Here is an 18,079-nt window from a genome sequence, read left to right on the forward strand (position 1 = left end):
CCAAGGCGGCTGCCGACAAGACGAAGAGTGCGACAAACAGCGACCCGAGATTGCGTGTCACGCGCTCAAGGAAAGAGATAGATTTTGGAGACATTGGGAATGGGTTATTTTTTATTGAGGAAAGTTTAACGGAGAGTTCTGGAAAAAGAAAACTCAATTTTCAAAGCATCTGTGTGAGCTCAGTTTTGTGAAGGTTAGCAACTACGCGCGCGCGAATTTTTTGCTCCAGCTCAGTCGCCTGCTCCGGCAACGCAAAATTATTTTTTTCGAGTCGCTGCAAAATTTCATCCAGCACACAATAATTCGCACCCAGCTCGGATTCGTCAGTCTGACCGGGAGTGAGCTCGGCGGTCGGCGCACGGGAAATTATTTCAAGTGGAATTTCAAGCTCGTGCGCAAGCGCAAAAACCTCTGTTTTGAAGAGATTTCCGAGCACTTCAACATCCGCTGCGAAATCGCCGAATTTCGTGCCGTAGCCGAGCAAAATCTCGGAGCGATTCGAGGTGCCGAGCACGAGAGCGTTTTCAGAATTCGCGAAATTGTAAAGCGCAGTCATGCGAATGCGTGGCGCGAGATTGATTTCGGCTAAATGGTTTTGTGTCCACGGCGGCGAGAATTTTTCAATGATTGCGCCAATTTCAAATTCTAAAGTTCGGACACCGAATTGCTCCGCCAATTTTTCGGCGAGCATTTTGGATTCAGCCGAGCTCACATTTCGCCGCGGCAGAATCAAGCCGAAAACATTTTCCGCGCCGAGCGCATGCACCGCGAGCGCAAGCGTGACAGCCGAATCGACTCCGCCCGACAGCCCGACGACCGCGCGCGTAAATCCCCGAGCGGCGAAAAATTTCTGTAACTTCGAAATCAAGATTTTGGAATTCGACATTTTAATATTGAGTTTTAGACTTTAAATTTAGCCATTTTTGAAAAGGAACGAGACAAGCTTTGCGCCCAAGTTGTTTCTTGACGGGCGAATTTTTTTGGATTTTATCGGAAATGAAATCGTAAATTTCTGCATCAGCGAAACCAATCGCTGCCGCATCGCGGCGCGTCGCGCCAAAATAAATGTGTGGAATCCGCGCCCAACAAATCGCGGCGAGACACATCGGGCACGGCTCACAGCTGGAATAAATCTCGCAGTCAGAAAGGTCGAAGCGTTTTAATTCTTTCGCGGCAGCACGAATCGCCTGCATCTCAGCGTGGCAAGTCGGGTCGGAGTTTTTAATAACTTCGTTGTGCGCCCGAGCGACAATCTCGCCAGCGCGAATAATCACCGCACCAAATGGTCCGCCGTCTTTGCGGCGCAAACCTTTTTCTGCCTCGGCAACCGCGATTGACATGAAATCTTTCACGGAAAGTATTTTAGCCTGATTTGACTTTTAGATTTTTTGTTCTAAAATTAAGCACCTTTTAATCCTAAAAATATGGAAACTCCTCGGTCTTTATCACTTTCAAATCGCTTCAAAAAAATTGTCGATTCCATTCGCGACCAGCTAAGCGGCACTATCAGCTCTCAAAAATTCGAGCACAGCCAGCCAATTCCTCACGAAATTATTGTCAGAGAACGGCGGACTGGCAAGCTGGATTTGCGATTGTCTTTTAAGAATCCGAGTGGAGAAAAAATTACGGCTTTACAAGTTGCAATAGATCGAAGCACTACAGGCGATAAATTTACCGAAATTAGGTTTCCGCAACCGAGCAACACAAACCAAGTCAGATTTGCTCCTGATAAAAATTTAGGACCCATCACAGATGTCAGAATCGATAAAGTAAGTTATTTCCCTGAAAAAAATGATTTTTATGGGTTGGAAGAACAACAATCAGCGTAAAGATAGAATTTTCGAATTTTTTATCCGTCTCATTTTTAACCTATTTTTAACCCCGGAATTAATTCCGGGGTTAGGAGTGCTGGCGACAGCATCAGGTGACGACTCCCGCAAGTTCAATTAACCCACTACTTTGCACCGGCACGATTTTAGAAAATCCACTCAACGACTTAATGGCTTAAAGACTTAGCGACTTAATGACCCTCCGAACCTAGTGACCAATGACCTCGAACCAAATGAATATTTATAAGTTTCGAGATGTGGATTTAATTTAGCGTTCCCCTCTTCCACGATCCATTTCATCTAATTGTCGCGAAACTTCCGCTTTCGCCGCTGCTTCCGGATCACTCGCGCCTGCTTCCATCTCGTCTAATTTCTCAGCCGTCACATAGATCGCACGCGGCTTCGCTCCGTCCGCCGGTCCGACGAATCCGCGTTCCTCGAGTAAATCAATCATGCGCGCTGCGCGCGCATAACCGAGTGAAAGCCGGCGTTGCAAAAGTGAGGCTGAAGCGCGACCAGTCTCGACGACGACACGCGCCGCCTGGCGAATGATGTCTTCATCGCTGCCGCCCGGCTTCTGATCAGCTGAAGAATTTTTGACGCCCGGCAAAACGACACCGGCATTTTTTTGTGAATCGGTAATCTCGTCATTGTATTCCGGCTCTTCGTCGAGATTGAGCTTGATGGCGTTCGTCACTTTGCGCACTTCGTCGGTCGAGATGAAAGCCCCCTGAATACGCACCGGCTTCGACTCTCCCGGCGGGATGAAAAGCATGTCACCCTGTCCGAGCAAATCCTCCGCACCAACTCCATCGAGAATTGTCTTGGAGTCCACGCCGGAAGTGACGGCGAAAGAAAGTCGCGTTGGGATATTCGCCTTGATGACACCGGTGATGACATTCACCGACGGTCGTTGTGTCGCGAGAATGAGATGGATGCCGACGGCACGCGCCATTTGCGCGAGTCGCATGATTGCGCCCTCGACTTCCTTCTGCGCGACCATCATGAGGTCCGCCAACTCATCAATCACAATTACGATGTACGGCATTTTTTCCGGTGGTTTCGTCGCGTTGTATTCTTTGATGTTACGGACTTTCGCTTTGGAGAGTTCGATGTAACGACGCGTCATTTCGCCGACCGCCCACTTGAGCGCGGAGATTGTTTTCTCTGGATCATTAATTACCGGCGTCAGCAAATGCGGAATGCCGTTATATGGAACCAATTCAACGCGTTTCGGATCGACGAGAATCAGACGCAAATCATTCGGCGAATTTTGGTAAATCAGTGAAAGCAGGAAAGTATTGATTCCGACGGATTTACCGGAGCCGGTCGCACCAGCGACGAGCAGATGCGGCATGTCGGCGAGATCGGCAATGCGCGCGTTGCCCGAAACATCGCGCCCGAGCACGACACGCAGATTCGATTTGATTTTGGAAAATTGATCGGACAGCAAAAGTTCTTTGAGGCGCACCAAAGTGCGTTTGTCATTTGGAATCTCGATGCCGACTAAACTTTTGCCGGGAATCGGCGCCTCGATACGCAGACTTTTGGCAGCCAAAGCCAAAGCCAAATCGTGTTTCAATCCCACAATCTTGGAAAGCTTGACTCCTTCGGACGGCTTCAAGGTGTACTGCATCACGGTCGGTCCGACATTCACATCAAACATTTCGACCTCGATGCCAAACTGCGATAATTTTTGGCGAATGACCTCCGCCTGACGCCGCAGCAAAACCTCATCGACTGAAGCTGATTTCGCCGCTTCGTCGAGCAAGTCGAGTGACGGCGGCGTCCACTCTGCGTCGGAAATTTTGGACTTTTCCGGCTTGAATTCAGCCGCCAGCTTGACCGCGCCCGGACGATTGATGCGAAACTCCGCCGTTTTGGAATCTTTTTTGGATTCTGAATCTTCAGCTTTTTCAAGTCTTTTAGATGATTTCTCCTCCGCTTCTTTCTGGAAATCGCGCACTTTCAAATTACCATTTTCGACTGGTTTTGCCGCCTCCTGACCGTAAATTAAATTACGGACGAACGAAAAAATATCACGGAAAGAGACACCAAAAGCGAGCAGAATGGAGATTAAAAATAAAGCGAAGAGAATGATCTTGGCGCCGATGTCCGCGAAAGTCGCGCGCAAAAAAACTGACATGACGAAGCCGACAATTCCGCCGTATTCCGGCGCAGCCGAAAGCATTTCATTCGGCAAAGTCGAGAGATGGACGATGCCGAGACTCGTCGCGACGAGCAGCACGATGCCGAAGATGCGGGTGAAATTAAATTGGATTGTCTTCGAAGCGACGAGTGCGCCACTGACTACGAAAAAAATGATTGGCACGAAATTGATTCCAATCCCAAAAAGTCCCCGAAAACTCATGACCCACCACTGCCCGAATTGACCGATGCCGCCACCGAGCGAGAGATAAGTGAGAACGCCAAGTACGAAATAAATTATCGCCCAAATGTCGCGCGCGATGCGCGAATCAACTTCGAGCTTGAGTGAAGTTTTGGAAGCGGAGGAAAAGATTTTTTTGAAAATGGAAGAGCGCGAACGGCGGACTGGTGTCGCAGCATACGAGCGACGACGAGTTGAACGGCGGCGAGAGCGGCGAATAACCAAAGGAATTTAAGATTTAAGATTTAAGATTGAAAATTGAAGACTTTGACCACCCAACAATCTTCAAAGCTCTTAATAATCCTTACAATCATAACACTTCAATCTTTCTTTCGCATTTTAACACTAAGGTGACCGTTCCATGCTTCATGCTTCATGTTCATTGCTTTTTGGGCTTATTTTTGCTAAAATAACCTGATTTAAAAATAAAAAATCAATGGGTTTCTTCATCCGCTTTATCGCGCGCTTCTGGGAAGTTTTTGTGATTGCCGGAGTCGCGCTTTTCGAATTCGCGCGCGGCTGGCTGACTTGGGAAAGAATCCAAGGTTGGTGGAATTGGTATGTCAGTGCGCCCGGCTGGTGGAATCACACCATCACGATTTTTGTTTTCGTGACAACAGCCTGGTTCATCTGGGACATCGTGAAGTATTCCGTCCGCCTCGCCTACCAGTTGCAATGGGCGCGCGGTTTGGTCTGCCTGAAAGTGACACAACCGCGGCAAGAAACTCACAAAGACCGCGAAGAAGCGACTGAAAAAGATTTCCGCGAAAAAATCGGCGTGATGGAGCAACTCTACCGCGCACTCCACGAAATCAGTGAAATGAACCTCGGCAACATTATTCGCTCAGCAATCTTCGGAACTGATCTCGTGAGCTTCGAATTTTTTTACGAAAAAGACAAAATTAATTTTTATGTCATCACAAATAAATATTATGCGGGCGTCGTCGAAAAACAGATTACGAGTTTTTATCCCGACGCCTATGTCGAGCCGATGAAAGAATTGCCCGAGCCGGCACCAAAGAAATCCCACGCGAAGTGCTTTTTCTTTTACCAGAAAATGCCGAGCTGGCGACCATTCAAAACTTACAAAGTCGTCGAAAATGACCCGCTCAATTCGCTGACCAATGTTTTGTCAAAATTGAGAACTGAAGATCGCGCGAGCGTGCAGCTCGTCATCCGTCCACGCAAAGGCAGCCACCTAATCGGCGGCTGGCAAAAATCCGCACGCAAAGCTCTAAACCGTGAACTGCTCAAGAAGAAGAAAAGTATCGGCATCCCCGGTCTCGGTTGGCTGGTTTCGCTGATCAAAGTATTCGTGCTCGGCAATGACGCCGCCATCAGTGAACTCGGCACGAATCAGCCCGGCGCGAGCGGCGGCGATCCATTCACTGTCCGCGATCAAGCCACTGACGAAAGCTTGAAACAGGCTGGTGAAAAAATCGCGCAACCGGCCTTCGACACGCTGATTCGCATCGTCGGCGCGAGCGACAGCGAAGCTGCAGCCGAGCAAATCACGAATGGACTCGCGACGGCTTTCGGCATGTACAAAAATGAATATCTGAATTGGCTGCAAAATCGCCGCATGATTTTCCTAGATTTTTTGAATGACGGCTGGATGCTGTTTAATTTCCGCAAAAGATTACCGGCGCAGGGCGTCTGGCCCATCACGGAAAAAGAATGCCTGCTTGTGCCAACTGAACTCGCGAGCATTTTTCATTTCCCGACGAGCCGCTATAATTTCACGCCACTGATCGAATGGCTGAAATACAAGATTCTGCCACCGCCGGTGAATTTGCCGAAGAAAGAAGACGCGCCGCTCTTGATCGGTCTGAATAAATATCGCGGCGAAACGAAAGAAGTGCGCATCAAACCGGACGACCGCACGCGCCACTTTTATATGATTGGAAAATCCGGTTCAGGTAAATCCGCTTTGATTTCTTACATGGCGCGTCAGGACATCGCGAATGGCGATGGTGTCGGCGTCGTCGATCCGCACGGTGATTTGATCGAAGACATTTTGAAATACATTCCGAAAGAACGCGCGAAGGATGTCATCATCTTCAACCCCGCCGACCTCGAACGACCGATGGGGCTCAATTTGCTCGAAGCGAAAACGGCGGAAGAAAAAGATTTCGCCTCGCTTTCCGCGATGCAAATTTTTATCAAGCTTTTCGGCAGCGAAATTTTTGGACCGCGCATCCAGCATTATTTCAGAAATGGCTGCCTCACGCTCATGGACGACGAAGAAGAGGGCGCGACTCTAATCGACCTCCCCCGCCTCTTCACCGACGACGAATTCAGTCAGTACAAAATCTCGAAAATTAAAAATCCGGTCGTCCGCAGCTTCTGGGATCGGGAAATGGCGAAGACCGGCGCGCGCGAAAAAGAGGAAATGATTCCGTATTTCTCGGCGAAATTCGGACCCTTCATCACGAACACGATGATGCGCAACATCATCGGTCAGAAACATTCGGCTTTTGATTTCCGCAAAGTCATGGACGAGAAAAAAATTATTCTCGTGAACTTGTCGAAGGGTGCAGTCGGCGACATCAACGCGCAGCTACTCGGACTCATCATCGTGAATAAATTGCAGATGGCGGCGATGAGTCGCGTCGATGTACCGGAAGAAGAGCGGCCAAATTTCTGGCTGTATGTCGATGAATTTCAAAATTTCGCGACCGATGCTTTTGCGACGATTCTCTCCGAAGCGCGTAAATATCACCTCGGACTCATCATCGCGCACCAATACATCGGTCAGCTCACGCACCAGAGCGGTCCCGAGGGTGGCTCACGCGAAGATCCAACTATTCGCGACGCTGTCTTCGGTAATGTGGGCACGATGATGAACTTCAAAATCGGTGCTGCCGACGCGGAATACATGGCGAAAGAATACGCGCCACTTTTGAGTGATCAAGATGTCATCAACATCGCGAATTATTCGGCGTACATCAAATTGAACATCGACAACACGACGAGCCGACCATTTTCGATGTCGACTGTCTGGGACGAGACAGGTAAAAATGAAAAAGTCGCCGGACTAATCAAAGAATATTCGCGCTTGAAATATGGACGCAAACGCGAATTCGTCGATCAGGAAATTTCGGCGCGCATCGGCATCGACCTCGAAGCGCAACTCGCGAATGTCAAAGACAAGGCTTTCGCGAAATTGCCGGACGAGCTCGAGCAACCACCACTCGCCGGGGCACCCGTCGAGGCAATTGATAAACAAAAAGTCGCAGCCATGGAACAAGCGCTCATCGCAAAAACAGCGAGAGAAAAAACTACGAATGGAGATGGAGATAAAAACAACCTGACTAAATGATTGAGTTTGATAGAAGCAGCCGTGACAAACTCAGTCACGAGCAAATTCGCAGTGCAATCACAGCTTGTCTGACCTTGCCGAGTCAAATAAAACCAAACAATCCAAACCAAAACTTACCGCAAAAATTAGGCTTATTTTTAGCCGAAAAAGACTGCATTCAAAAAATTGATGTGTGGAGAAATTCTTGGGGTTGCAAATATGGAAACAACAAAATTTCGATAAATGAGCTCCCAATGCCAACCGAACAGTACAATTATTATATTTTTCGCTTAGGAAAAAACAGCGCAACTGGGGAAAATTTATTTCCAAAACCAGGAGATGAAACTGACCAATATAGATTTCTGCATGAAACCAGCCACGCCTACCAAAAATATTTGATGCAACAAGAATCTCCTGTAGAGCCAACAAAATGGTACGAAAAAGTATTGAGCGGAGAAATTGTTTCAGAGCTCGGAATTTTATTTGAATTCTGTTATCAAAAAAGAACACAAAATCCGGAAAGAGGCTTATCGACTTGGGGCAATGTCCCAGACTACAACGCTGTCAGACATGCCGCTTCGCGAAATGCCGTGCGTGCAATAGAAGACGCAAACGAGCTGATTACGATGACTCTATGGCATCCCGAATATCTGAAAACATTTCTAGACTATGTCGCCGGAAAAATCCCAGGATACGGGGAGCAAAATTTGAAACAAGATGGACTGATAAAAATTACAGACTCTGAGAGAAACATACTCGATGAATTGATTGAGCGGTACATCACAGAAATGCGTTCAAGCCTCAACTCGCGCTAATTCATCATTGCGGAAAATTCGGCGAAAGCGAGTTAAAATTCCGGCGTGAAAAACTTTCTAATTTTCATCTGGCAACTTCCCCGCAATCTTTTGCGCGGATTGATTTGGCTTTATCAGAAAACACTCTCACCCGATCACTCCTGGCTGCGCGTTTTTTTTCCGCACGGTTACTGTCGCTTCCAGCCGAGCTGCTCTGAGTACGGGAAAATTGCGCTGAAAAAATACGGCGTGATTCGCGCCCTACCGAAAATCATTTGGCGAATTTTGCGCTGCAATCCCTGGAACGAAGGCGGACACGATGAACCGTAATAGAAAGTACCAAGCTCCAATATCCAAATACCAAATAAATTCCAAGCACCAAATTACAGTCTTATTTGTTTGGAGTTTGGAATTTGATTTTTGGAATTTTTATTTAGCAGGCAAAATTAAATTAGAGCCTGAGTGGTACTCGCAAGCAAAATTCGTTTCCGCTAAAATTCCCTACGATGCAAATTCTACCGACTTGGGATCTGTTTATCATCGTTTTCTTCGCCATCGTAGTGGCATATTCTTTCATCGTCGGTCGGAATTCCACGCTCAAAATCATCATCGCGACCTACATCGCGACGCTCACCGCCGACGGCTTCGGCAATTTACTCGACACCTTCGTGCTGTCCGATCCGAATTTTGTGTTGAATGTCGGCAATTTCGGTCCAAGTGTTTTGGTCGTTTCCAAAATTTTGCTTTTCGTACTTGTCATTCTGCTCATCACAGTCCGCGGCAGCTTCTTCGTGGCGATGGATTACGAGCGCTCGATGATTCTGAATCTCACGACCACCGGCGCATTTGGTTTTCTCTCGGCTGGTCTCATCGTTTCGACTATTTTGGTCTATATTTCCGGCGGCGTTTTCGTCGGTACGGCGACGACAACCTTCGGCGTCGACATCACGACTGGCTCGACCTTGGCGAAATTAATGACGGAAAACTACAACATTTGGTTTTCACTGCCAGCAGTCGCCTTCGTCATCATGAGCTTCGTCGGCGGAGACAAAGACGAAGTCGAAGTCATTGAATAATTTCAAATTGAAAATTTAATATTTAATATTTTTTGAATGCGTTTTTCGGGGAAAATTATCCCGGGTCGCGGTATCGGTCGGACGCTTGGTTTTCCGACTTTGAATTTTGAGCTGCCGGAAAATTTTCCAAGCGAGTCGGGCGTGTTCGCTGCCCGCCTTTTTCTGGACGAAAAAGTCTGGCCGGCGATTTTATTTTTCGGCAAGCGCGCAACTTTTGACGACGAAAAAACGCTCGAGATTCATGTTCTGACGAAATTCACTGAATCACCGCCGGAAGCCGCATTCGAGATTTTGGCGAAAATTCGTGCAGGACGAAAATTTGATTCAGCGGAAGAACTGAAAAAACAGATTGAAAAAGATTGTGCGACTGCACGCGAAATTTTAGGTATATCACATTAACCCACGAGACCTGCCTGCCGGTAGGCAAGGTATCTCGTGAATTAACTTCCCCAGGACAAACACCAACTCAAATATCAAATCAAGCCCAAAGTTAAATGCCAAAATATTTGCAATTTGAACTTGATTAAATCTTTGGATTTTAGAATTTGGCATTTGTTGCTAAATTTAAAATTAGAAATTCGGTAAAATCATTCTGTGCTCGCTAAAATTAAAAATTTAATTTCGCCAACTAATCCCCTGCGCCTAACATGGCATTTTTTGTGGGGCGTCGGCGCGGCGGTTTTTTACGGATTTCCTGCGAAGAAAATCACGGTCATCGGCATCACGGGCACGAATGGTAAAACCACCACAGCGAATCTCGTCGCGCGAATCCTCGAAGCAAATGGTGAGCGCGTCGCGCTCGCGACGACGATTAATTTTTGGCTCGGCGATAAGAAGTGGGACAACCTGACGAAAATGACTTCGCTCGGTCGCGGCGGCGTGCAGAAATTTTTGCGCCGAGCGGTCGAGGCGAATTGCAGCTACGCCGTGATCGAAGTTTCGAGTCATGCGCTGACGCAAAATCGTGTCTGGGGCGTAAATTTCAGCGCCGCGATTTTGACCAACATCACACACGATCACCTCGACTTCCACGGCAATTTTGAAAATTATGCCGCGGCGAAAGAGCAGCTTTTTTGGCGGCTGGCGCAAGATCAAACGAGTGGTGAAAAAATCGCCATCCTGCCAGCGGAAGACCCGAGTGTCGAACGATTTTTACGCATTCCGGAAATCGGCATCGTCACCTTCGGACTGAAAAAGGGTGACCTGCGTGCCGAGAATCTCACCGTGCGCGAAAATTCGCAGACTTTCGATGTCATCGGCATGGAAGAAAAATTCGCAATCAAGACCAAACTTTTGGGTAATTTCAATGTCGCGAATATTCTCGCCGCGAGCGCGCTCGCCCTCGCCTTGAAAATTCGACCGACAATTATCCGCAAAGTTTTTCGCAATCTGAAGCCACTGCCGGGACGACTCGAGACCGTCGAGGCCGGACAAAATTTCCGCGTCGTCGTCGACTTCGCGCACACGCCCGACGCGCTCGAGAAATTGCTGCGGACATTTCGCGCGGTCACACCCGGGAAATTATGGCTCGTCTTCGGCGCGACCGGCGATCGCGATCGCACGAAGCGCCCCGTGATGGGCACACTCGCGAGCAAATTTGCGGATGAAATTGTTTTGACGAGCGACGATCCTTTCACTGAAAATCCGGAGAAAATTATTTTCGAAGTCCGCGAAGGCGTGACGCGTGAAGAAGGCGCGGGCTTCACGATCGAATCCGACCGAAAAAAGGCGATCCATTTCGCTCTGATGAACGCGGAGAAAGGCGACACGGTGCTGCTCGCTGGCAAAGGCTGCGAACAATTTCAAGTCATCGGCACGAAAAAAATTCCCTGGGACGATCGCGAGATTGCGCGCAAAATTCTAGAGAAACGCTTCGCGAAGCGACCGAAATCAAAGAGAATTTAGGTTACCCCCACCTAGCCCTGCCTACCGGCAGGCAGCCTCCCCCAAAGGGGAGGGATTTTTATTTAAGCTCCTGCAATGGAGAGAAATTTTCCATAACTAAAGTTAGCCCATCACTTAAGTTGTGAATTAACGGTTTTATAAATTAGTGGGAGAACTCTATTTCTATCCCCCTCCCTCTGGGAGGAGTTAGGGGAGGGTTCAAAATCCACCGGCAAAAAACGGCAGAATCGCGCTCGCTAAAAGGATGAGAGCCATGAACGCAACGAAGATTTTGTGAATAGTGGTTTTTTTCATTTTAAATTTTTAATAATTGCATCACCCATTTCTTTGGTAGAAACTTTTTGCTCGCCAGTGGTGCCGGTGAAAATATCACCCGTACGCAGACCTGATTCCAAAGTCGCGAGGATTGCTTGCTTAATCGCTTTTACCGCAGCCAATTCGCCGAAGGAAATATCGAGCATCATCGCCGCCGAACCAATTTGCGCGATTGGATTCGCGATTCCCTGTCCCGCGATGTCCGGCGCACTGCCACCCATCGGCTCGAAGAGTCCGAACTTTTTCGCATTGATCGAAGCCGAAGCTTGCAGCCCGATCGAACCCGAAATCTGCGCCGCCTCGTCAGAAAGAATGTCGCCGAAAAGATTGCCAGCGAGGACGATGTCGAATCGCTGCGGACGAACGAGCAGCTGCATCGTCGCGTTGTCGATGTACAGATGCTCGAGCTCAATCTCAGGAAATTCTCGCGCGTGAACTTCCTCGACAATCTTGCGCCAAAATTGGGAAGTCGCGAGCACATTTGCCTTGTCGATGTTCGTCACTTTCTGACGCGATTTTTTGGCTAGTTCGAAAGCGACGCGCGCGATGCGCTCAACTTCATTTTTACGGTAAATCATCAAGTCGCTCGCGAAATCTGCGCCCCGCTCTTTCGCGCCGAAGTAAACATCGCCAGTCAATTCACGAATCACAGTGAAGCTGAAACCGTCGCCGATAATTTCCGGCTTGAGTGGTGAAGAATTGCGCAACATCGGCAGCACGCCTGCCGGACGAATATTCGCGAAAAGATCGAAGTGTTTGCGCAGCGGCAGCAGCGCGCCGACCTCTGGGCGTTTTTCCGGCGGCAACGCATTCCACTTCTCACCACCGACCGAGCCGAAGAGAATCGCGTCGGATTTTTCACAAGCTGCCAAAGTCTCAGCCGGCAGAGCCTCCCCGACCGCATCAATCGCCGCACCGCCGACTAATTGCTCATCGAATTCGAAACCAATTGAGAATTTCGCGCCGACTGCCTCCAGGACTTTCTTCGCCTCGACCATGACTTCGGGGCCGATACCGTCCCCTGGCAAAACTGCGATTTTGTAAGATTTTTGATTCATCACGCTAGATTCTAGCTTTTTTGAGTGCTTTTGGCGAGATGGGAAAAATCGACCAATCGCTTGACAAAACAAATTTAATTATTTACAATAACCTCCTTTTTCAATTTCCCATGCACTCATAGCTCGCGAAAAAAATCCTGCGTGGAAAGCTGCCTCTGAGTGCGGGGCAGCTTCCTGCTCAGGATTCTTGGTTTTCTGAGGACAAGCTTCGTTCTTTGAAATCTCGCGATCAAAATGGAGAGCAATCTGCTCGTGCATGATTGCTCGTATCCGCCACGGCGGATCGCGAGCCGTCTCGCTGGCAGATAATCTCTCCGTTTGAATCACCTTTAAAAAATAAAATCTTCCTAAAGTCCCCCTTTGCAAAGGGGGAAATCCCGCCTTGGCGGGATAGGGGGATTTATCAAAATTTCCTTTTTCCCTAGGCAGTCGGGCTACCATCATAGCGTCATTGCGAGTGAGGCAACGAACGAAGCAATCTCATGAAGATTGAGATTATCCCGAAGGGACCCCTTCGGGGCTTCGTCGCTCCGCTCCTCGTAATGACAGCTGTCTGGCAGTCGGGCTGTCTAGGGAAAATTAACTGAACTAAAAAAACTAAAAGGAGAAGCGTCTTGGCATTTAAGAAGAAACTAGTAATAGCTATATTCTCGTTAGGAGTGGCTGCCACCATAAGTTTGGCGGCAGGAAGTTTGTGGGAGTATTTCAACCCATCACAGCCATTGCCGGCTGAGATGGTTCACAACGAATAGACGGGCAACAACCAACAACTAACAATCACAGGGAGAAACGCTCATGTCATCAGAAGAAAAATCCTACTTCGTCAATCACAGCAGCAAAAAAACGTCTGCAGTCGCTTGCGACTGCGACCAACCTTTTTTCAACTACCTGGCCAAAAATGGCTGGGAGGAGGTCACAAAGGAGGATTACGAAACCCGTTTTGTTGAAGATGGTTGGACATTCATCCCGGAGCACAAGCTTCGTGCTGAGGCGATGCCAAAACCCGCCGAACCCAAGCCCGCCGAACCCGGGAATATTCGCCCCGCTGTTTTTTACTTCCAAAAAGTAGAAGAACCGAATAAATACATAACGGTGGAAGACGCAACGGAGGCCTCAAATTACAGGAACAACAGACACTGGAAGGAGGTCAGTGAGGCGGAGTTCCTTGAATTTGAGACTATCCTCGCCGAGAATGCCAGGGAACCAATCGACTGGGGCGAAACCCGCAGTTGGCTCGGGGTCCTCGGCGCGATCGGCGCACTGGTTGCGCTCATCCTGATTATCGTAATTGGGCTGAGATCTTCGCCCGACCTCACGGCGATCAAGTCCGACATTGAGGCCGCAAAAACCGACGCGGCAACGGCGAAAACTGACGCGGCAGCGGCGAAAACAACATCCGCCGCGGCACAGACCGCAGTCGGCGATTTAAAAACCGCGACCGCAAATGCCGAGAAAAAGCTCAACGACGAGCGCGACCGGATTGAGCAACGGATTGACCAATCCGCCACCGAGCAAACTCGGCTCAACCAGCGGCTCGATTACGCCGCGATTGAGCGCGGCAAGCTTGCCGACCGTCTCCAAAAAAATGAGGTCGGCATCAAAAAGGTCGCCGCCGAACAGAAAAAAACAGCAGACGAATTGAAAGCGGTCGCCAAAGGCGTCGCCGACAATTCGGAAAACATCGCCGCGACTGACGCCCGCGTCGATGAGGTCGAATCAGAGCTCGCCAATCAGCGGGCGGCTCTGCTCGAAGTTGCCGAGAGGACGAAGAAATTCGCCAACTCGGCGAAAGTAATAGACTCGAGGTGGCCTTTCACCAAGGCTCACCTTGAGTCTGACAAGGGCGTCTTCGACGCCCCGGTCTTCCCGGAATAAGTTCTTTCCGCCGGCTCGGCTGTGCAAAACTCGGCTGCAAAAACCGCAGTCGGCGGAACAAGAAAGGTGATTAAAACGGAGAAAGGGAGGCTCTACATTTGCTTAATCGCAGATGTCGGACGCCTCCCTTTTTTCCCTTGTCTATTTTTTATTTCAAAAGATTAATCAGCGACTGAGCTAATTGCTCGCGAGCATCTTGTCGAGCGAGATAATGTATTGTTCCATCGCGGCATCCATCGCATCAAATTCTTTCAATGTGATTTGGTCAGGGCTTTGGAGCTTGCTACTAATTTCGGTCAGACGATCAGCGATATTTGCTTGGATTAATCCATGTTTATTTTTGAGCGCCTCTGATTTCGTTAAAAATGTATCTAAAAGTTTTCCGCTTTTTTGCATTCGTTGAGCCAAAACTTCTTTTGTCGGTTTATTTTGTTCAGCCGTATTGATGGGAGTTTCGGTCGAACCACCTGCAATATCCTGCTTGTATGCTTCAAGCTGCTTACCAAGAGCATCTGAATTAATTCCATTTAAAGCTGCATCACCATTCTCCTGTCTTCGGGCTAATGTGTCTGGTCGCTCAATCTTGACTGGATCTGATTCAGGTTTCACCTCAGTCGTTTCTTCTTTGGGGTTAATATATTCGGCATATTTATCTTTGATGAACGACCAAGCTGCCGCGCCTCCCGCGCTAACCGACTCGAAAAATTTTCCAGTTGACGAATTTTTTGCCTCCTCTGTATCAATTTCCTTTTTAAGCTCATCAATCATTTTCTCCAATTCAGGCTTGCTGTTATTAGGAACATCACGGTCAACTACACCTCCGATAAAACCGTGCAAAGAGAAAGAATATGGCTTCTCCATACGAATCATTATGTCTATATCGTGACCTTTATATTGAGCTTCCATATGATAGGCCATGCTTTCAGCGTCGACCATCCACTCCGAAAAAGTTAGCCCTTGTAATGTAAATGGATCCTCGAGACTAGTTCCGCCGAGCTCCTTCACTCGCGCAAGCACACCTGCTTTACGCGCTTCCGCAAATTTTTCAAGTTTTTCTTGTGCAGCTTGCGCTTCTGGTGTAGCGACTGAGACCTCTGGCTTCACTGATTGCGACTCAGCTGCCGGCTTGGAGGATGGAGAAAAAACAGGCGCCTCTTCTCCAATTTTTGATTGAGCTTCCTGGTATTTTTGAGACGCAGGAGTTGACTCTGGTTCGTACAAATTAAACTTATTCAATTTTTCGATAATCTCTTCAAGAGCTGTTTTCATCCTGAGGTGACCACCGCTATCCAAAGTATGGTCTTTACCTTGATCATCTTTGAAATCAACGACTATTTGCTTGTCAAAACCAATTCCACCAAAAGTTTTCGCGCGGATATTCTTGAGCCCAAACTCAGCCTGAAATGAATCTAAAGCCTCCTTGAGTTGAGAATTTTGTTCAGGCGTTAATTTTCCATTGTCATCACCAAATATAATTTCAGGCGGTCTTGCTGGCTGAGTTTCAGGCTGGGTTTCAGGCTGAGTTTCAGGTGCTCGCGCTGCCGGATTTTTTGGCTCGGCTGCTTTTTCGGCTTTCACTGCCAAATCAATATTTTGCTTTTCCGTCTCGATTAAATTAGTTAAAACTAAAGTAGGAAAACCTTTAACTCTAGATGTTCCAAATCTCACATCGTGCGGAGATTTAGCTTCAATTCCAAAAGAAATTGCCCGACCTTCATATTCAATCGACAACCAATAATGGCGACCTTCATCAGTCCAATCATTGGCATTACTCAAGCCACCATTTCCTTCATCTGGCTCAAAAATTAAATCCGCAATAGAAATTGGAGCATCAAGTTTTTTACCACCAAGCTCAATCACACGCGCAAGCACGCCCGCTTTGTTTTTCTCCATTTCTGCTTCTAGCGCAGCTTCTTTTTCAGCTTGGGTTTTCGGATTTTCATCCGGCTTATTTTTCTCTGCGTTCTCTGCATTAATTTTTTGTCTGGCTTCTTCAATCATTTTTTCCAAACCAGCCTTATTGTCGCCTGGGACATCTGACGACTTTTTAGCTTCAGCTTCAGCTTGAAAACACAAGACATGCGGTGATTGAGTGTGAATGCCAAAGCAGATTTTGTCATCCTTATAATCGGTTGTGAACCAATAAATGTTATTAAAGATCCATTCGTGAACATTATCACGCCAAACATTACTACCATCATCTGGACTAAAAGTTAAGCCGGCGATGGAGACTGGAGCATCAAGCTTTTGTCCGCCAAGCTCTTGCACGCGAGCAAGCACGCCAGCTTTGTTTTTCTCCATTTCGGCTTGCAGTGCAGCTTCTTTTTCAGCTTGGGTTTTCGGAGCTTCCTCCGGCTTATTTTTCTTTGCGTTCTCTACATCAATTTCCTGTTTGACTGCCTCAATTGCTTTTTCCAATCCAGCCTTATTGGGGAGGACATCAGTGGTTTCAATAGAAGAAAAATTATGGCTATAACGCAAAACATGTGGCGGCGTGACACCAATTCCAATGGTAATTGAGTAACCTTTATATGCGCCGTTTCGCCAATATTCATATTCATTTTTATTCCAATCTTCGGCACCATTTAATCCTCCATTCCCAGGATGAATCTGTGGCGTGAAATTCAGACCAGCAATCGTAATTGGATCATCAAGATTTTTGCCGCCTAACTCTTGCACACGCGCAAGCACGCCCGCCTTGTTTTTCTCCATTTCGGCTTCTAGCGCAGCCTCTTTTTCAGCTTGGGTTTTAGGCTTTTCTGTCTTTGATCCTGATTGCGGCTCTGCTGAATTAGATTGCGATTCTCCTGATTTATTTTGCTTAGCCGGGTTGGCTGATTGCGCTTCACTTGTCTTTGGATTTTTTGTTCCATTCAAATCTGGCTGAGTCGCCGGAGCCTGTTCAGACTTTGCCCCAGACACGACTGGATTGACAGGAACTTCCGATTTTTGAGTCTTTTCATCATCTCCATTTTTATTTGCTGGAGAAACTTGTTCCTCGGCTACGGAATTACTTGTAGATTTGTTTGTAGATTCCTCTTTGAGGTGCTCATCAGATTTGTCCTTAGATTCATGATTCTCATCTTCGTCTTTCTTTTCATTTTTCTTTTCGCCCTGTTTCTCTAAAGATTGTGGCATTCCATCTGCCACAATAATCGTGCCATTCTCAACCCAAACAAATTGACCTGAATAAATATCCTTCGCATCGATTAATTTAGTCGGCTTCTTGCCTTCCGCGATTCGCGAGCTGCGATAATCGACCGGCGTATTCCAAACCAACTTGTCAGTCAGGCCTTGCGCGAGTGTGCCAAGCGTATCGCCGCGTTGGACGGGTCGCACCGGCAGAGCATCCGCCGTTTTTTTTAATTCTTCTTTCGTCGCGCCAGAAATTTTTTGCGCGAGTTCATTTTGAAGATCGCTGCTCCACTCTTTGCCTTGTTCTTTTTTTTCGGAACGCGGACCGCCGCCGCCTTCATTTTGTTTGTCATTTTTGACGGCAGCGCCGATTTCGGCAGTTTTATTGAAAGACATTTTGTT

General features: G+C 47.9%; 13 protein-coding genes and 1 pseudogene. 8 read left to right on the forward strand and 6 right to left on the reverse strand.

The features are described 5' to 3' along the window. Positions 1-160: 160 nt before the first annotated feature. Both nadE and WCV72_04640 read right to left on the reverse strand, forming a co-directional pair. On the reverse strand, positions 161-886 hold the full coding sequence (nadE, locus tag WCV72_04635) for an NAD(+) synthase (protein MFA6458640.1): 726 nt from the start codon (positions 884-886) through the stop codon (positions 161-163). A gap of 1 nt (position 887) precedes the next feature. Beyond that, complete coding sequence (locus WCV72_04640; protein ID MFA6458641.1) at positions 888-1,352, reverse strand: nucleoside deaminase; 465 nt, start codon at positions 1,350-1,352, stop codon at positions 888-890. Positions 1,353-1,424: 72 nt separating this feature from the next. On the opposite strand from WCV72_04640, the gene WCV72_04645 reads away from it, so the two are divergent. Beyond that, on the forward strand, positions 1,425-1,829 hold the full coding sequence (locus WCV72_04645) for a hypothetical protein (GenBank protein ID MFA6458642.1): 405 nt from the start codon (positions 1,425-1,427) through the stop codon (positions 1,827-1,829). A gap of 268 nt (positions 1,830-2,097) precedes the next feature. Here the strand turns inward: WCV72_04645 and WCV72_04650 are convergent, their stop codons facing one another. After that, positions 2,098-4,443 (reverse strand): DNA translocase FtsK 4TM domain-containing protein, encoded by a 2,346-nt coding sequence (locus tag WCV72_04650; protein ID MFA6458643.1) that lies wholly within the window; start codon positions 4,441-4,443, stop codon positions 2,098-2,100. A gap of 211 nt (positions 4,444-4,654) precedes the next feature. Here WCV72_04650 and WCV72_04655 point away from each other — a divergent pair, with 211 nt between their 5' ends. The 6 genes and pseudogenes from WCV72_04655 (at position 4,655) to WCV72_04680 (ending at position 11,294) form a co-directional block, all read left to right on the forward strand. Then, positions 4,655-7,540, forward strand: a complete 2,886-nt coding sequence (locus WCV72_04655) for a type IV secretion system DNA-binding domain-containing protein (GenBank protein ID MFA6458644.1) — start codon at positions 4,655-4,657, stop codon at positions 7,538-7,540. Continuing rightward, positions 7,537-8,334 carry a hypothetical protein gene (locus WCV72_04660; GenBank protein ID MFA6458645.1) on the forward strand — a complete coding sequence of 266 codons (798 nt, stop codon included), beginning with the start codon at positions 7,537-7,539 and terminating at the stop codon, positions 8,332-8,334. The genes WCV72_04655 and WCV72_04660 overlap by 4 nt, the downstream gene beginning before the upstream one ends. 45 nt (positions 8,335-8,379) lie before the next feature. Next, positions 8,380-8,634 (forward strand): annotated as a pseudogene (gene yidD, locus WCV72_04665) (membrane protein insertion efficiency factor YidD). Between the two features lie 185 nt (positions 8,635-8,819). After that, a complete protein-coding gene (locus WCV72_04670) occupies positions 8,820-9,389 on the forward strand; it encodes a hypothetical protein (GenBank protein MFA6458646.1) in 570 nt (189 codons plus the stop codon). 36 nt (positions 9,390-9,425) lie between these two features. Continuing rightward, the gene (locus WCV72_04675) at positions 9,426-9,788 is read left to right on the forward strand and encodes a riboflavin kinase (GenBank protein ID MFA6458647.1); all 363 of its coding nucleotides are present in this window, start codon (positions 9,426-9,428) and stop codon (positions 9,786-9,788) included. 195 nt (positions 9,789-9,983) lie between these two features. Continuing rightward, the gene (locus WCV72_04680; protein ID MFA6458648.1) at positions 9,984-11,294 is read left to right on the forward strand and encodes a UDP-N-acetylmuramoyl-L-alanyl-D-glutamate--2,6-diaminopimelate ligase; all 1,311 of its coding nucleotides are present in this window, start codon (positions 9,984-9,986) and stop codon (positions 11,292-11,294) included. Positions 11,295-11,584: 290 nt separating this feature from the next. On the opposite strand, the gene leuB is transcribed toward WCV72_04680, so the two are convergent. Continuing rightward, positions 11,585-12,667 (reverse strand): 3-isopropylmalate dehydrogenase, encoded by a 1,083-nt coding sequence (leuB, locus tag WCV72_04685; GenBank protein ID MFA6458649.1) that lies wholly within the window; start codon positions 12,665-12,667, stop codon positions 11,585-11,587. 78 nt (positions 12,668-12,745) lie between these two features. Next, positions 12,746-13,108, reverse strand: a complete 363-nt coding sequence (locus WCV72_04690) for a hypothetical protein (GenBank protein ID MFA6458650.1) — start codon at positions 13,106-13,108, stop codon at positions 12,746-12,748. Between the two features lie 354 nt (positions 13,109-13,462). Here WCV72_04690 and WCV72_04695 point away from each other — a divergent pair, with 354 nt between their 5' ends. Beyond that, positions 13,463-14,542: a hypothetical protein gene (locus WCV72_04695; protein ID MFA6458651.1), complete on the forward strand. Its 1,080-nt coding sequence runs from the start codon at positions 13,463-13,465 to the stop codon at positions 14,540-14,542. A gap of 177 nt (positions 14,543-14,719) precedes the next feature. Here WCV72_04695 and WCV72_04700 read toward each other — a convergent pair whose 3' ends face one another. Beyond that, a complete protein-coding gene (locus WCV72_04700) occupies positions 14,720-18,073 on the reverse strand; it encodes a hypothetical protein (protein ID MFA6458652.1) in 3,354 nt (1,117 codons plus the stop codon). Between the last annotated feature and the right edge of the window lie 6 nt (positions 18,074-18,079).

The sequence above is a fragment of the Patescibacteria group bacterium genome (assembly GCA_041665585.1).
GTDB lineage: Bacteria > Patescibacteriota > Gracilibacteria > JAHISY01 > JAHISY01 > JAHISY01.

What these genes read in the sequence shown, in the direction of transcription:
- nadE (MFA6458640.1), bottom strand. Translation starts at nt 886, where the DNA reads ATGTCGAATTCCAAAATCTTGATTTCGAAGTTACAGAAATTTTTCGCC.
- WCV72_04645 (MFA6458642.1), top strand. Translation starts at nt 1,425, where the DNA reads ATGGAAACTCCTCGGTCTTTATCACTTTCAAATCGCTTCAAAAAAATT.
- WCV72_04655 (MFA6458644.1), top strand. Translation starts at nt 4,655, where the DNA reads ATGGGTTTCTTCATCCGCTTTATCGCGCGCTTCTGGGAAGTTTTTGTG.
- WCV72_04660 (MFA6458645.1), top strand. Translation starts at nt 7,537, where the DNA reads ATGATTGAGTTTGATAGAAGCAGCCGTGACAAACTCAGTCACGAGCAA.
- WCV72_04670 (MFA6458646.1), top strand. Translation starts at nt 8,820, where the DNA reads ATGCAAATTCTACCGACTTGGGATCTGTTTATCATCGTTTTCTTCGCC.
- WCV72_04675 (MFA6458647.1), top strand. Translation starts at nt 9,426, where the DNA reads ATGCGTTTTTCGGGGAAAATTATCCCGGGTCGCGGTATCGGTCGGACG.
- leuB (MFA6458649.1), bottom strand. Translation starts at nt 12,667, where the DNA reads ATGAATCAAAAATCTTACAAAATCGCAGTTTTGCCAGGGGACGGTATC.
- WCV72_04690 (MFA6458650.1), bottom strand. Translation starts at nt 13,108, where the DNA reads ATGGTAGCCCGACTGCCTAGGGAAAAAGGAAATTTTGATAAATCCCCC.
- WCV72_04695 (MFA6458651.1), top strand. Translation starts at nt 13,463, where the DNA reads ATGTCATCAGAAGAAAAATCCTACTTCGTCAATCACAGCAGCAAAAAA.
- WCV72_04700 (MFA6458652.1), bottom strand. Translation starts at nt 18,073, where the DNA reads ATGTCTTTCAATAAAACTGCCGAAATCGGCGCTGCCGTCAAAAATGAC.